The organism is Streptomyces sp. NPDC006458 (assembly GCF_040612135.1).
Classification (GTDB): Bacteria; Actinomycetota; Actinomycetes; order Streptomycetales; family Streptomycetaceae; genus Streptomyces.
Genome location: NZ_JBEXPR010000006.1, coordinates 241,553 through 253,163 on the forward strand (window position 1 = coordinate 241,553; position 11,611 = coordinate 253,163).

11 protein-coding genes, 2 pseudogenes and 1 riboswitch are annotated in these 11,611 nt (G+C 73.1%); of the genes and pseudogenes, 7 read left to right on the forward strand and 6 right to left on the reverse strand.

The genetic code is table 11. The features are described from left to right. Window position 1: 1 nt before the first annotated feature. Window positions 2-1,918, reverse strand: coding sequence for a glycosyltransferase family 2 protein (locus ABZZ79_RS10820; protein ID WP_356688572.1), 1,917 nt, complete (start codon window positions 1,916-1,918; stop codon window positions 2-4). Window positions 1,919-2,028: 110 nt separating this feature from the next. Between ABZZ79_RS10820 and ABZZ79_RS10825 the strand changes: the two genes are divergently transcribed. After that, window positions 2,029-2,529: a metallophosphoesterase gene (locus ABZZ79_RS10825; RefSeq protein ID WP_356688573.1), complete on the forward strand. Its 501-nt coding sequence runs from the start codon at window positions 2,029-2,031 to the stop codon at window positions 2,527-2,529. 159 nt (window positions 2,530-2,688) lie between these two features. Here ABZZ79_RS10825 and ABZZ79_RS10830 read toward each other — a convergent pair whose 3' ends face one another. After that, window positions 2,689-3,819: an XdhC family protein gene (locus ABZZ79_RS10830; RefSeq protein ID WP_356688574.1), complete on the reverse strand. Its 1,131-nt coding sequence runs from the start codon at window positions 3,817-3,819 to the stop codon at window positions 2,689-2,691. A gap of 147 nt (window positions 3,820-3,966) precedes the next feature. Here ABZZ79_RS10830 and ABZZ79_RS10835 point away from each other — a divergent pair. Together ABZZ79_RS10835 and ABZZ79_RS10840 are read left to right on the forward strand one after the other, a co-directional pair. After that, window positions 3,967-4,558: pseudogene (locus tag ABZZ79_RS10835) on the forward strand (GTP-binding protein); the annotation flags it as partial. 10 nt (window positions 4,559-4,568) lie between these two features. After that, complete coding sequence (locus tag ABZZ79_RS10840) at window positions 4,569-5,114, forward strand: TetR family transcriptional regulator (protein ID WP_356688575.1); 546 nt, start codon at window positions 4,569-4,571, stop codon at window positions 5,112-5,114. 73 nt (window positions 5,115-5,187) lie between these two features. On the opposite strand, the pseudogene ABZZ79_RS10845 reads toward ABZZ79_RS10840, so the two are convergent. The 4 genes and pseudogenes from ABZZ79_RS10845 to ABZZ79_RS10860 form a co-directional block, all read right to left on the reverse strand. After that, window positions 5,188-6,322, reverse strand: a pseudogene (locus ABZZ79_RS10845) (glycosyltransferase). 88 nt (window positions 6,323-6,410) lie between these two features. Then, entirely contained in the window at window positions 6,411-7,265 is an 855-nt protein-coding gene (locus ABZZ79_RS10850) for a bifunctional 5,10-methylenetetrahydrofolate dehydrogenase/5,10-methenyltetrahydrofolate cyclohydrolase (RefSeq protein ID WP_356688576.1), read from the reverse strand. A 22-nt stretch (window positions 7,266-7,287) separates the two neighbouring features. Then, window positions 7,288-7,373: riboswitch (ZMP/ZTP riboswitch) on the reverse strand. Between the two features lie 42 nt (window positions 7,374-7,415). Beyond that, complete coding sequence (locus ABZZ79_RS10855; protein WP_356688577.1) at window positions 7,416-7,652, reverse strand: hypothetical protein; 237 nt, start codon at window positions 7,650-7,652, stop codon at window positions 7,416-7,418. Continuing rightward, entirely contained in the window at window positions 7,640-8,005 is a 366-nt protein-coding gene (locus ABZZ79_RS10860; protein ID WP_356688578.1) for a nuclear transport factor 2 family protein, read from the reverse strand. The genes ABZZ79_RS10855 and ABZZ79_RS10860 overlap by 13 nt, the downstream gene beginning before the upstream one ends. Window positions 8,006-8,213: 208 nt before the next feature. Here ABZZ79_RS10860 and ABZZ79_RS10865 point away from each other — a divergent pair, with 208 nt between their 5' ends. The 4 genes from ABZZ79_RS10865 to ABZZ79_RS10880 all read left to right on the forward strand — a co-directional run bounded on the left by ABZZ79_RS10865 (window position 8,214) and on the right by ABZZ79_RS10880 (window position 11,486). Further along, a complete protein-coding gene (locus ABZZ79_RS10865; protein WP_356688579.1) occupies window positions 8,214-8,510 on the forward strand; it encodes a hypothetical protein in 297 nt (98 codons plus the stop codon). Window positions 8,511-8,695: 185 nt separating this feature from the next. Beyond that, window positions 8,696-9,781 (forward strand): S-(hydroxymethyl)mycothiol dehydrogenase, encoded by a 1,086-nt coding sequence (locus ABZZ79_RS10870; RefSeq protein WP_356688580.1) that lies wholly within the window; start codon window positions 8,696-8,698, stop codon window positions 9,779-9,781. After that, the gene (locus ABZZ79_RS10875; RefSeq protein WP_356688581.1) at window positions 9,778-10,410 is read left to right on the forward strand and encodes an MBL fold metallo-hydrolase; all 633 of its coding nucleotides are present in this window, start codon (window positions 9,778-9,780) and stop codon (window positions 10,408-10,410) included. Before ABZZ79_RS10870 ends, ABZZ79_RS10875 begins: the two co-directional genes overlap by 4 nt. 161 nt (window positions 10,411-10,571) lie before the next feature. Beyond that, the gene (locus ABZZ79_RS10880) at window positions 10,572-11,486 is read left to right on the forward strand and encodes an SDR family oxidoreductase (protein ID WP_356688652.1); all 915 of its coding nucleotides are present in this window, start codon (window positions 10,572-10,574) and stop codon (window positions 11,484-11,486) included. Window positions 11,487-11,611: the final 125 nt, after the last annotated feature.

Below are 11,611 nucleotides of genomic sequence, written 5' to 3' on the forward strand. Positions count from 1 at the left end.
TCTACCTCCCCGCCCCGAACAGCCCGCGAACCTTGCGGGCCACCTGCCCCGCGAGACCCGGCCGGGCCGCGCGCACCAGCTCGATCTGTCCGGACCGGGCCCGCAGTTCGAGCGGCAGCCCGTGCCGTGCGGGGGTGCCCGGCGCCGGGACGAACGCGGCGCGCCAGACGCCCTCGGCCAGCCGCTCGACGGGCAGCGCGGCCGTCAGCAGCGAGCCGGTGCCGGACGGGGCGGGCGCCAGGGTGCCGGGCACCTCGACGGGGGTCGCCGACGCCGGGGACGTCAGCCGCAGCGCCACCTCGGTCGCCGCGGGCACGTACAGCGGCAGCGGCGCGCTCAACCGGCCGTCCACGACGGTGACCTGGTCCCTCGCGATCCCGGCGAGCCCGAGCCGCTTGCCGGCCTTGTCCACGTCCAGCGAGAGGTTGCGGTGCGGCTCGGTCCAGTACGGCAGCACCACATGGCCCGCGACCACCCCGGCGGGCGGCAGGGAGCGGTCGCCCTTCGGCGCGGGGCCGAGCCGCACCTCCTTGGTCCAGCCGCCCAGCTTCAGCCGCGCCACCGCATCCCACAGCCCGGCCGTCGGCGGGGTGTCCCCGGCCGCGGCCGCGGGGTCGACGACGGCCGTCGAACGCAGCACCAGCCGCACCCGGCCCTCGCCCGCCGGGACCCTCTCGTGGTCGACCTGGACGGGCTGGAAGTGCGGGGCGGCGCTGGAGCGTTCCTTGAACACCAGGTCCAGCGTGCTCTTGCCGAACCGGGCCGCCGTCTCCGCGCCCAGCCAGTCGATCGCGTCCCGCACGCCGTCCGGCGGCTCGGCCCCGGGGGCCTCGGCGCCGGCCGGGAAGGTCATGGGCTCGCCGTGCAGGGCGAGCTGGGCGGAGAAGACGATCCGCAGGGCTCCGTCGTGCCACTCGACCCGCTCGGGGACGGACCTGACCCCGATGGCCGCCTCCCACTCGGCGAAGGCCAGCGTGTCCTCGTACCGGCCCTGCTCCGCCAGCTTGGCGACGTACCGCTGGGTGGACGGGAGTCCGGCCGCGACCTCGGGGCCGAACCGCTCGACGACGACCTTGTGGATCTCCTGGAAGAGGTCCTTGCGGAAGTCCTCGGGGGCGGTCAGGAGCCGCTTGCCGCGCAGCCGTTCGACCATCTCGTTGCGCAGCCAGCGCCGGTACAGCCGGTCGCGCAGCGGGCCCGGCTCGGTGTACCGCTCGACGACGTCGAGCGCCTCGCGCAGATTGCCGAAGTACCCCGCCGGGTCGAAGCGCTGGAAGCCCGCGTTGGAGGCGTCGTCCCGGCGTACGTGATAGTAGCAGACGTAGTCGCTGAGCACCGAGACGTTCTCCGCGCGCAAGTACGCCTCGGTGACGAAGACATGGTCCTCCAGGCGGCGCCGGCCCTCGGGGAAGCGCAGGCCGGTGCGGTCCAGGAAGCCCTTGCGGACCATCTTGTGCGGGGTGAGGCTGTCGATCAGCGGGGCGTTCGCGACGGTGGCGCGCGGGTGGTTGCGGCGGAACAGCTCCACCGGCACCCCGCGGTTCTTGCCGGCCATCTTGCCGACCACCACGTCCGCCGCGTTGGCGACGCCGTACTCGTACATCCGCTCCAGCGCCTGGTCGCCGAGGTAGTCGTCGTTGTCGACGAACATCACGTACTCGCCCTTGGCGGCGTCGATGCCGACGTTGCGGGGCTTGCCCGACCAGCCGGAGTTCTCCTGGTGGAAGACGTGCACATGGGGATGCTCCACGGCGAGCGCGTCGAGCCGGGCCGGCGTGTCGTCGGTGGAGCCGTCGTCGACGAAGATCACTTCGTATTCGTCGTCGGGGAGCGACTGGCGCAGAAGAGAGTCGACGCAGTCGTCGATGTAGCGTCCGGGGTTGTAGACCGGAACGATGACACTGACCTTCACCGGCATGGCCTCCTGGCCCCCTGGGTCGTCTGCCGTTCGCGTCGAGGATTGCCACGCGTTGCCCGATCTTATCCCGCTCGTCGCCTCGACGATCGACGCGCGCCTACCCTGACCGTATGCGTCTGCTCCTGATGTCGGACACCCACATCCCGCGCCGGGCAAGGGAGTTGCCCGAACAGTTGCTCGCAGAACTACCGCACGCGGACGTCGTGCTGCACGCCGGCGACTGGGTGGACACGGCCACTCTGGATCTGCTGGAGCGCCGCAGCCGCCGTCTGATCGGCGTCCACGGGAACAACGACGGAGACGGCCTCAGGTCGCGGTTGCCCGAGATCGCGTACGCCGAGCTGGGCGGTCTGCGCTTCGGGGTGATCCACGAGACGGGCCCGGCGCAGGGCAGGGAGGCGCGCTGCGCGGCCCGGTTCCCCGAGCTGGACGTGCTGGTCTTCGGACACAGCCACATCCCCTGGGACAGCACCGCCGCCACCGGCCTGCGGCTGCTCAACCCGGGCTCGCCCACGGACCGGCGCAGACAGCCGTACCGCACCTATCTGACCGCGTCGGTGGCGGACGGGCTGCTGACGGATGTGGTGCTGCACAGGCTGCCGCCGCGCTGAGCCTTCGGGGCACTCAGGGAAGGCGGGCCGCCCCGGTCGGTCGGGAACGGCCCGCGCGCTGCGAGTGTGGGCTGGTCTGTCACGGACCTCCTTCCCGTTGGGACACGCCAGGGACGCGTTCGTCCCCGCTGGGGCGCCGCCTACCCTGTTCGTCCTGATTCACACCTTCGGGGGAGCGGAATCTTCCGACGGTGACGGAGGGTGCACGGCACCCGACGTGTCGGTCAGCGGGGCGCCGCTGCCGCCCCACCGCAGGGCCACGATCTCCGCCGCCACGGACACCGCCACCTCCTCGGGCGTACGGGCGCCCAGATCGAGCCCGACCGGAGAGCGCAGCCGGGCCAGCTCGCGCCCGCCGAGCCCGGCCCTGACCAGGTGTTCCCGGCGTTCGTCGTGGGTACGGCGGCTGCCCATCGCGCCGATGTAGGCGGCGGGCCGGCGCAGCGCCTCCTGAAGCAGGGGCACGTCGAACTTGGGGTCATGGGTGAGCACGCAGATCACCGTGCGCTCGTCGGTGTCCGTGCGCGACAGATAGCGGTGCGGCCAGTCCACGACGACCTCCGTGCCCGGCGGGAAGCGGCGCGGTGTGGCGAACACCGGGCGGGCGTCGCAGACGGTCACCCGGTAGCCGAGGAAATCACCGATACGGGCGACAGCGGCCGCGTAGTCGATGGCCCCGAACACCAGCATGCGCGGCGGCGGCGCGAAGGAGTGCAGGAACACCGAGACCGCGTCCTCACGGCGCTCGCCGTGCGGACCGTAGTGCCGTACGCCCGTGGCGCCGAGGGCCAGTTCACCGCGCGCGTCGGCGGTGACGGCCGCGTCCAGGCCGGGCGCGCCGAGGGTGCCCCCGACCTCGTCCGGCCACACGGCGAGCACCGCCGCGCGCGCCACGGGGCCGTCGGTCACCGTGGCCGTCGTGACCGGGCGGCCCGCCGCCACCGACGCGGCGACCGCGCCGAAGGCCGGGTCCAGCTCGGGCGTCACCGCGCGCACCAGCACGGTGATCTCGCCGCCGCAGGTCAGCCCCACGGCGAAGGCGTCCTCGTCGCTGTAGCCGAAGGTCTCCAGCCGGGCCCGCCCGTCGGCCAGGGCCTCCTGGGCCAGTTCGAGGACCGCGCCCTCGACACAGCCGCCCGACACACTGCCGACGACCTCGTCGCCCGGACCGACCGCCATCGAGGCGCCCGGATCGCGGGGCGCGCTGCGGCTGACCGCCACCACCGTGGCCAGACCGAACGGGCTGCCGGCCGACCACCAGCCGCTCAGCACCGGGAGAATCTCACGCACCGGGGGCTCCTTTAATCCGTTGCCGCCGCCCCCCACGTCTGTTGCACTGCTGGGGTCCCTGCGTCCAGCCGAGGAGAACAGCGATGCGCGCTTCGCTCATGTCCGCCCAGAAAGGAACGACTCTCTCCCCGAAGGACATGACGCTACGTGCACATGCTCAATCTTGGCATCCTCGCTCACGTCGACGCAGGTAAGACCAGTCTGACCGAACGGCTGCTGCACACGGCCGGGGTCATCGAGGAGATCGGCAGCGTCGACGCCGGGAGCACCCGGACCGACACGCTGGAACTGGAGCGCCGGCGCGGTATCACCATCAAGTCGGCCGTCGTCTCGTTCCCGATCGGCGACCTCACCGTCAATCTGATCGACACCCCGGGGCACCCCGACTTCATCGCCGAGGTGGAGCGGGTGCTCGGCGTGGGCGGTGGAGGACACCGTGCTGGAATCGCTCGGCCAGGGCCTGCATGGCTGGCGGGTCACCGACTGCACGGTCACGATGACCCATTCGGGTTACTCGCCGCGGCAGAGCCACGCCCACCAGGGCTTCGACAAGAGCATGTCCAGCACCGGGTACGACTTCCGGGGCCTGACCCCGCTGGTCCTGGCCGAGGCGCTGCGGCGGGCGGGCACGCGGGTGCACGAGCCCCTGCACAGGTTCCGTCTCCAGGCCCCGCCGGACACGCTCGGTGCCCTGCTGCCGGTGCTGGCCGCCCTGCGGGCGGTACCGCGCGCCACCGAGACGCTCGACGGTGTCTGCGTCCGGCTACCGCGCCACGACCGTCGCCGCGCTCAGCGAGGCCGCGGGACTGTCGACCCGCCAGTTCTACGAGGAGTTCCGCACCCTGGAGGACGTCCTGGCCGACCTGCATCTCCAGGTCAACGGCTGGGCGGAGGAGGCGGTGCTGGCGGCGGCCGCGGCGACGGAGGGCAGGCCCCTGCGGGACCGCGCCGACGCGATCTTCCGCGCCTACGCCCGGAACGTCACCGCCGACCCGCGCCGCATCCGCATCACCTTCGTCGAGATCATCGGAGTGAGCCCTCGCCTGGAGGAGCAGCGGCTGGCCCGCCGCTCGCTCTGGGTCGACCTCATCTGCGACGAGGCGGTCGCCGCGGTCGCCCGGGGCGAGGCCGCCCGGCGGGACCATCGCCTCGCCGCCGCCGCGTTCATCGGCAGTGTCAACGGGCTTCTCCACGACTGGAGCGCGGGCTGGGTGGACGCCACCCTGGACGAGGTGGTCGACGAACTCGTCCGCCAACTGCTGTCCATACTGAGGCCGTTGGAGGGGCACCCCTGACCTGCTGCCGCGCTGGGCATGGCCCGGCCCCGGAGGCGGCCGCCGCCATCAGGGCCTTCCGCGGCCGTGTCGCTCAACGACCGAGCCGGCCGACCGCCGCCACCACCGGCGCCACCCCGTCCTCCTCGCGCAGCCGCTCCCCGAGCACCGCCGCCCGCGTGCGGTACGCCGGGAGCGACACGGCCCGGCCGAGCGCCACGGCGAGGGCGTCCTCCGTCATCCGGCGCAGGGGCAGCGCGCACGGGGCCACGCCCAGGGCGACCAGCCGGGCCGCCCAGAAGGACTCGTCGAACTGCACCGGAACCGGCACGGCCGGCACCCCGGCCCGCAGCCCGGCCGCGGTGGTGCCCGCACCCGCGTGATGCACGACCGCGGCCAGGTGCGGGAAGAGCAGGGAGTGCGCGATCTCCCCGACGGTCAGCATGTCCTCGCCGTCCGCCCTGAGCCCTCCCCAGCCCCGCTGGATCACCCCGCGCAGCCCCGCCCGGCGCAGCGCCCGCACGATCAGCGCGCTCAGCCCGACCGTCGTACGGCCACCAGTACCCGGCGACATCGAGGCCGGGCCGCCAGTCGTGCGGACGGGGCACCACCAGCGGGCTGTAGCCGTGCTGCACCGGCCAGCCCTGCCGCTCCCGGTCGCGGCGCAGGGCACCGGTCCGGGCGGCGGGCAGCCCCAGCCGGGCCCGCACACCGGGGACCACGCTCGCGAAGACCTGCTCCACGGCGGCGTTCACCCCGTGCCCGGCGACCCGGTTGGCGATGCCGCCCAGGGAACGGTCCCCCAGCAGAGGCGGCCCGAACTCCCGGGTGGGGGCGATGGGCTGGAGGTTCAGGCCCAGGCTCGGCAGCCTGAGGCCCTCGGCCACGGCCAGCCCCAGCGGGGCGACCGACGCGGCCAGCAGCAGCACGTCGCTCGCGCGCGCGGCGGCCACCAGGTCCTCCGTCATCCGGCCCATCACGGCCCGCGCCATCGACGCCACCCGCAGCAGCTTGCCCGCGCCCGTCGTGCTGCGGTGCAGGCCACGCCCCCGCGGGGACTCCAGCTCGTCCTTCGGATCGACCGGCAGTGCGTGGAAGCGCACTCCGGACCCGGCCACCAGCGGTTCGAACCTCGCGTGTGTCACCAGGGTCACCTCGTGACCCGCGCCCACCAGACCGTGCCCGAGACCGGTGAACGGGGCCACGTCGCCCCGGGAACCCGCCGTCATGATCGCGACTCGCACGGGGGAGAGTATGCCCACAGCCCGGCCCCGCCCAACGGCAGCGGGGCCCGCGGCCTGGATGTGTCGGGTGCGGCTACCGCGCCACGCTGAGCTGCCGGGCGGCCGCGTCCACCGTCTGCTCCAGCAGCGTGGCGATGGTCATCGGACCGACACCGCCGGGCACGGGCGTGATCAGCGAGGCCCGCTCGACGGCCGAGTCGAAGTCGACGTCACCGACGTTGCCCGCGTTGTAGCCCGCGTCGATCACGACCGCGCCGGGCTTGATGTCCTGGCCCTTGATCAGCCGTGCCCGGCCCACCGCGGCGACCACGATGTCCGCCTCGCGCACGGCCGCCGACAGATCCCGGGTCCGGGAGTGGCAGTAGGTCACCGTGGCGTCCCGGGCGAGCAGCAGCATGCCGGCCGGCTTGCCGAGGATGGCGCTGCGGCCCACCACCACGGCGCGCTTGCCGGACGGGTCGACGTCGTACGCGTCGAGCAGCCGCATGATGCCGCCGGGCGTGCAGGACACGAAGCCCGGCAGGCCGAAGCTCATCGTGGCGAAGGAGGCGAAGGTGACGCCGTCGACGTCCTTCTCCGGCGCGATGGCCTCGAACGCGGCCCGCTCGTCTATGTGTTCGCCCATCGGATGCTGGAGCAGGATGCCGTGCACGGCCGGATCGGCGGACAGCTCCCGCAGCGTGCCGACCAGTTCCTCGGTGGTGGTCGACGCGGGCAGCTCCACGTGCCGCGAGGCGATCCCGGCCGTACGGCAGCGGTTCTGCTTCATCCGGACGTAGGTGACGGAGGCGGGGTCCGCGCCGACGAGCACGGTCGCCAGGCACGGGGCGGTGCCGGTGCGGTCGGTGAGGGCGGCGGCGCGCTCGGCGGTCTCCTCGACGAGGGTGCGGGCGAGCGCGGTGCCGTCCATGAGCCGGGCCTGGGTCATGATCCACTCCTGAGCTGATCGATCTCGTCGCCCAGGCGCACGGCATGTCTGTGGATGAGGGCCGCTCCCCGGTGGTGCTCCACCTCAGCGCCAGTCACGGCCCACGGTCAGCGTAACCGAGGCCGTGGAGCCCCCGGCGCCGGGCCCCGGTCACCTCGACCGGGCGCGGCGCCGGGAGGGCCGGGCCGCGGCGAGCGGATGCGGCCGGGCCCGGCGCAGCAGCGTCCGCAGCGCGGCCACGGCCATCTGCTGGCGCGCCACGGCGGCCGGACCCGACCGCCTCGCCCGGCGCGCCGGAGCCGGTGCCAGCCCCGCTCGCGCCGAGAAGGTCCAGCTCATCCGGGTGCTGAACCGGATGAGCGGCAGGTGGCGCGCTATTCGTCCCATGCCTGGATCATGATCTGCTCGACGATCTTGCCGTCCCGCAGCCTGATCATCGACTCGGAGAGCACCCGGACACCGTCCGGGTACAGACACGACTCGCTGTAGGCGGCGCGGTCGCCCTGGACGATGCACTCCTCCATCTTGTGCGTCATGTCCCGGCTGTAGACGTCGTTGAGCATCGATTGGATCTGGTCGCGGCCGTTCATGACCATGGGATGGCTGGGCTGGGTGTTGCGGTCGATGATCCGCACCTCCGCGTCGTCGGCGTAGAGCGACATCAGACCGTCCGCCGACTGTCCTTCCAGGCCCCGGCGCAGGGTGTCGGCGTTGAAGGCGGGGCTCGTGCTGGTACCCATGATGACCTCCTCCGAGGCGCGCGCGGCCCGGCGGGCGACGGGACGTCGCGGTCTCAGTACGAGCGTCCTCCGTCCCGCGGGGACCGGCAAGCGCGGCAGGGATCCGGCACCGTACGGGTGAGCGAGGGGCCGGGGGCCGATCTCCGCCTGACGGGTGAGCGGCGACCGCGGGCCGTGTCCGGAGCAGGCGGTACGCGTTGCTGAGGACATGATCTCAACTCGTCGTATCCTCGCCGCCGCGTGCCTCGCCGCCGGGGTCACCGCCATCGTCGCGCCCGCGGCGAGCGCCGCGGACGCGGTCGCCCAGCCCGACGGCAAGCTGAGCCCGCTCAGCACCCTGGACTCGCTCGCCGTCAGCGACATCCCCGAGCAGCACAAGGGCACACTCCCGCGGCCGTCGGACCAGCTGCGGCAGCTGAGCCGGCTGAACGACCTCAGCCAGCTGCGGCAGCTCACCGACCTGGCCGCCCCGGTCACCGGGCTGCTCCCCGGCATCGACTACTGATCCTGGGCATCGAGTACTGATGCCCGGCACCGCACGCCCAGTGCCGCGCCCACCCGCCCGGCCGCGTCCCCGACCCGGACGCGGCCGGGCGTGTTGCGTCCGCCGTCCGCTCCCGCCATGGTGATCGACGCGTAGGGTCGGGCGCAGGGACACAACGCCCGCCGACGGAAGGGGACCCAGCAGCCATGGCGCAGGAAGTACGCGGCGTGATCGCACCCGGCAAGGACGAGCCGGTCCGAGTGGAGACGATCGTCGTGCCCGACCCGGGCCCCGGCGAGGCGGTGGTGCGGATCCAGGCCTGCGGCGTCTGCCACACGGACCTGCACTACAAACAGGGCGGCATCAGCGACGAGTTCCCCTTCCTGCTCGGCCATGAGGCCGCGGGCGTCGTCGAGTCGGTGGGCGACGGCGTCGAGGACGTGGCGCCCGGGGACTTCGTGATCCTCAACTGGCGTGCGGTGTGCGGGCGTTGCAGGGCCTGTCTGCGCGGCAGACCCTGGTACTGCTTCGACACCCACAACGCCGGGCAGCGCATGACCCTCACCGACGGCCGGGAACTCTCCCCGGCGCTCGGCATCGGCGCGTTCGCCGAGAAGACCCTGGTCGCCGCGGGCCAGTGCACCAAGGTCGACCCGGACGTCTCGCCGGCCGTCGCCGGACTGCTGGGCTGCGGGGTCATGGCGGGCATCGGCGCCGCCCTCAACACCGGGAACGTCGGCCGGGGCGACTCGGTCGCCGTGATCGGCTGCGGCGGCGTCGGCTGCGCCGCCGTCGCGGGATCGAACCTGGCCGGGGCGGCGACGATCATCGCCGTCGACATCGACGACCGAAAACTGGACAAGGCCCGCTCGCTGGGCGCCACCCACACCGTCAACTCCAAGGACACCGACCCCGTCGAGGCGATCCGGGAACTCACCGGCGGCTTCGGCGCCGATGTCGTCATCGAGGCGGTCGGCCGCCCGGAGACCTACCGGCAGGCCTTCTACGCCCGCGACCTGGCCGGCACCGTCGTCCTGGTCGGCGTGCCCACCCCGGAGATGAAGCTCGAACTGCCCCTGCTGGACGTCTTCGGACGCGGCGGGTCCCTCAAGTCCTCCTGGTACGGCGACTGTCTGCCCTCGCGCGACTTCCCCATGCTGATCGACCTGCACCGGCAGGGCCGCCTGGACCTGGGCGCGTTCGTCACGGAGACCATCCGGCTCGACGAGGTGGAGATGGCGTTCGAGCGGATGCACCAGGGCGACGTGCTGCGCTCGGTGGTGGTGCTGTGACCACCCCGCGCATCGAACGCCTGGTGACCTCGGGCCAGTTCACGCTCGACGGCGGCACCTGGGACGTCGACAACAACGTCTGGCTGGTCGGCGACGACCACGAGGTCGTCGTCATCGACGCCGCCCATGACGTCGACGCCATCGCAGCGGCCGTCGGCACCCGGAGGCTGACGGCCATCGTGTGCACCCACGCCCACAACGACCACATCGGCGCCGCACCCGCCCTCGCCGAGCGCACCGGGGCCACCATCTGGCTGCACGCCGACGACCTGCCGCTGTGGCGGCAGACCCACCCGGAGCGCGAGCCGGACGCCTGGTTGCACGACGGCCAGGTCATCGAGGCCGCGGGCGCCGACCTCCGGATCCTGCACACACCGGGGCACGCTCCGGGCGCGGTGTGCCTGTACGACCCCGGCCTGGGCGCGGTGTTCACCGGAGACACCCTCTTCCGGGGCGGACCGGGCGCGACCGGCCGCTCCTGGTCGCACTTCCCGACGATCATCGACTCCATCCGCGACCGCCTGCTGACCCTGCCGCCCGAGACGAAGGTGCTCACCGGCCACGGCGACGCCACGACCATCGGCGCCGAGGCCCCGCACCTCAAGGAGTGGATCGACCGCGGCCACTGATCCGGCGCCCCGCACGGCAGCACCGGCATGACGACGCCGGACGGGCCGACCTGCCGCGCCGCCGGGTGAACCCGCGGTAAAAGGTGACAGAAGATGTCCGGATGACGGGGCAGTCTCGAAGGCACGTGAGAGAGCACGAGCGCGAGAGGCTGCTGAAGGACATGGACAAGCCGTTGCAGGGCAAGGTGGCGCTCGTCGCCGGGGCGACCCGGGGCGCGGGCCGTGGGATCGCCGTCGAACTGGGAGCGGCGGGCGCCACCGTGTACGTCACCGGACGCACCACCCGCGAGCGCCGCTCCGAGTACGACCGTCCCGAGACCATCGAGGACACCGCGGACCTGGTCACCGAGGCGGGCGGCGAGGGCATCGCCGTGCCCACCGACCACCTGGAGGCCGGTCAGGTGCGCGCCCTCGTCGAACGGATCGACACCGAGCAGGGGCGTCTGGACGTCCTGGTGAACGACATCTGGGGCGGCGAGAACCTCTTCGAGTGGGAGTCGCCCGTCTGGGAGCACGACCTCGACAACGGACTGCGGCTGCTCCGGCTGGCCGTGGACACGCACGCGATCACGAGCCATCACGCGCTGCCGCTGCTCCTGCGCCACCCCGGCGGCCTGGTCGTGGAGATGACCGACGGCACCGCCGAGTACAACGGGAAGAACTACCGCAACTCCTTCTTCTACGACCTCGCCAAGACGGCCGTGCTGCGGATGGGCTTCGCCCTCGGCGAGGAACTCGGCCCGCGCGGGGCGAGCGCGCTCGCGCTCACGCCTGGCTGGCTGCGGTCGGAGATCATGCTGGAGCACTTCGGCGTCCGCGAGGACAACTGGCGCGACGCACTGGAGCGGGTGCCCCACTTCGCCATCTCCGAGACCCCGCGTTACGTCGGCCGCGCGGTCGTGGCGCTCGCCGCCGACCCGGCGGTCGCCCGCTTCAACGGCCAGTCCCTGTCCAGCGGCGGGCTCGCCCAGATCTACGGCTTCACCGACCTCGACGGCAGCCGCCCGGACGCCTGGCGCTACCTGGTGGAGGTCTCCGACGCGGGCAAGAAGGCGGACACGACCGGCTACCGCTGACCCCCCGGCTCACCCGACCGCCCCCGACCGCCCGGGGCCGCTGACCCCGGACACCACCGGCCCGTGCGCCGCCTCTGGGCCGCGGACATCACCGGCTGCGTGCGCCCCTGGGCCGCGGACATCAC

What these genes read in the sequence shown, in the direction of transcription:
- ABZZ79_RS10820 (WP_356688572.1), bottom strand. Translation starts at nt 1,918, where the DNA reads ATGCCGGTGAAGGTCAGTGTCATCGTTCCGGTCTACAACCCCGGACGC.
- ABZZ79_RS10825 (WP_356688573.1), top strand. Translation starts at nt 2,029, where the DNA reads ATGCGTCTGCTCCTGATGTCGGACACCCACATCCCGCGCCGGGCAAGG.
- ABZZ79_RS10850 (WP_356688576.1), bottom strand. Translation starts at nt 7,265, where the DNA reads ATGACCCAGGCCCGGCTCATGGACGGCACCGCGCTCGCCCGCACCCTC.
- ABZZ79_RS10855 (WP_356688577.1), bottom strand. Translation starts at nt 7,652, where the DNA reads ATGGGACGAATAGCGCGCCACCTGCCGCTCATCCGGTTCAGCACCCGG.
- ABZZ79_RS10860 (WP_356688578.1), bottom strand. Translation starts at nt 8,005, where the DNA reads ATGGGTACCAGCACGAGCCCCGCCTTCAACGCCGACACCCTGCGCCGG.
- ABZZ79_RS10865 (WP_356688579.1), top strand. Translation starts at nt 8,214, where the DNA reads ATGATCTCAACTCGTCGTATCCTCGCCGCCGCGTGCCTCGCCGCCGGG.
- ABZZ79_RS10870 (WP_356688580.1), top strand. Translation starts at nt 8,696, where the DNA reads ATGGCGCAGGAAGTACGCGGCGTGATCGCACCCGGCAAGGACGAGCCG.
- ABZZ79_RS10880 (WP_356688652.1), top strand. Translation starts at nt 10,572, where the DNA reads ATGGACAAGCCGTTGCAGGGCAAGGTGGCGCTCGTCGCCGGGGCGACC.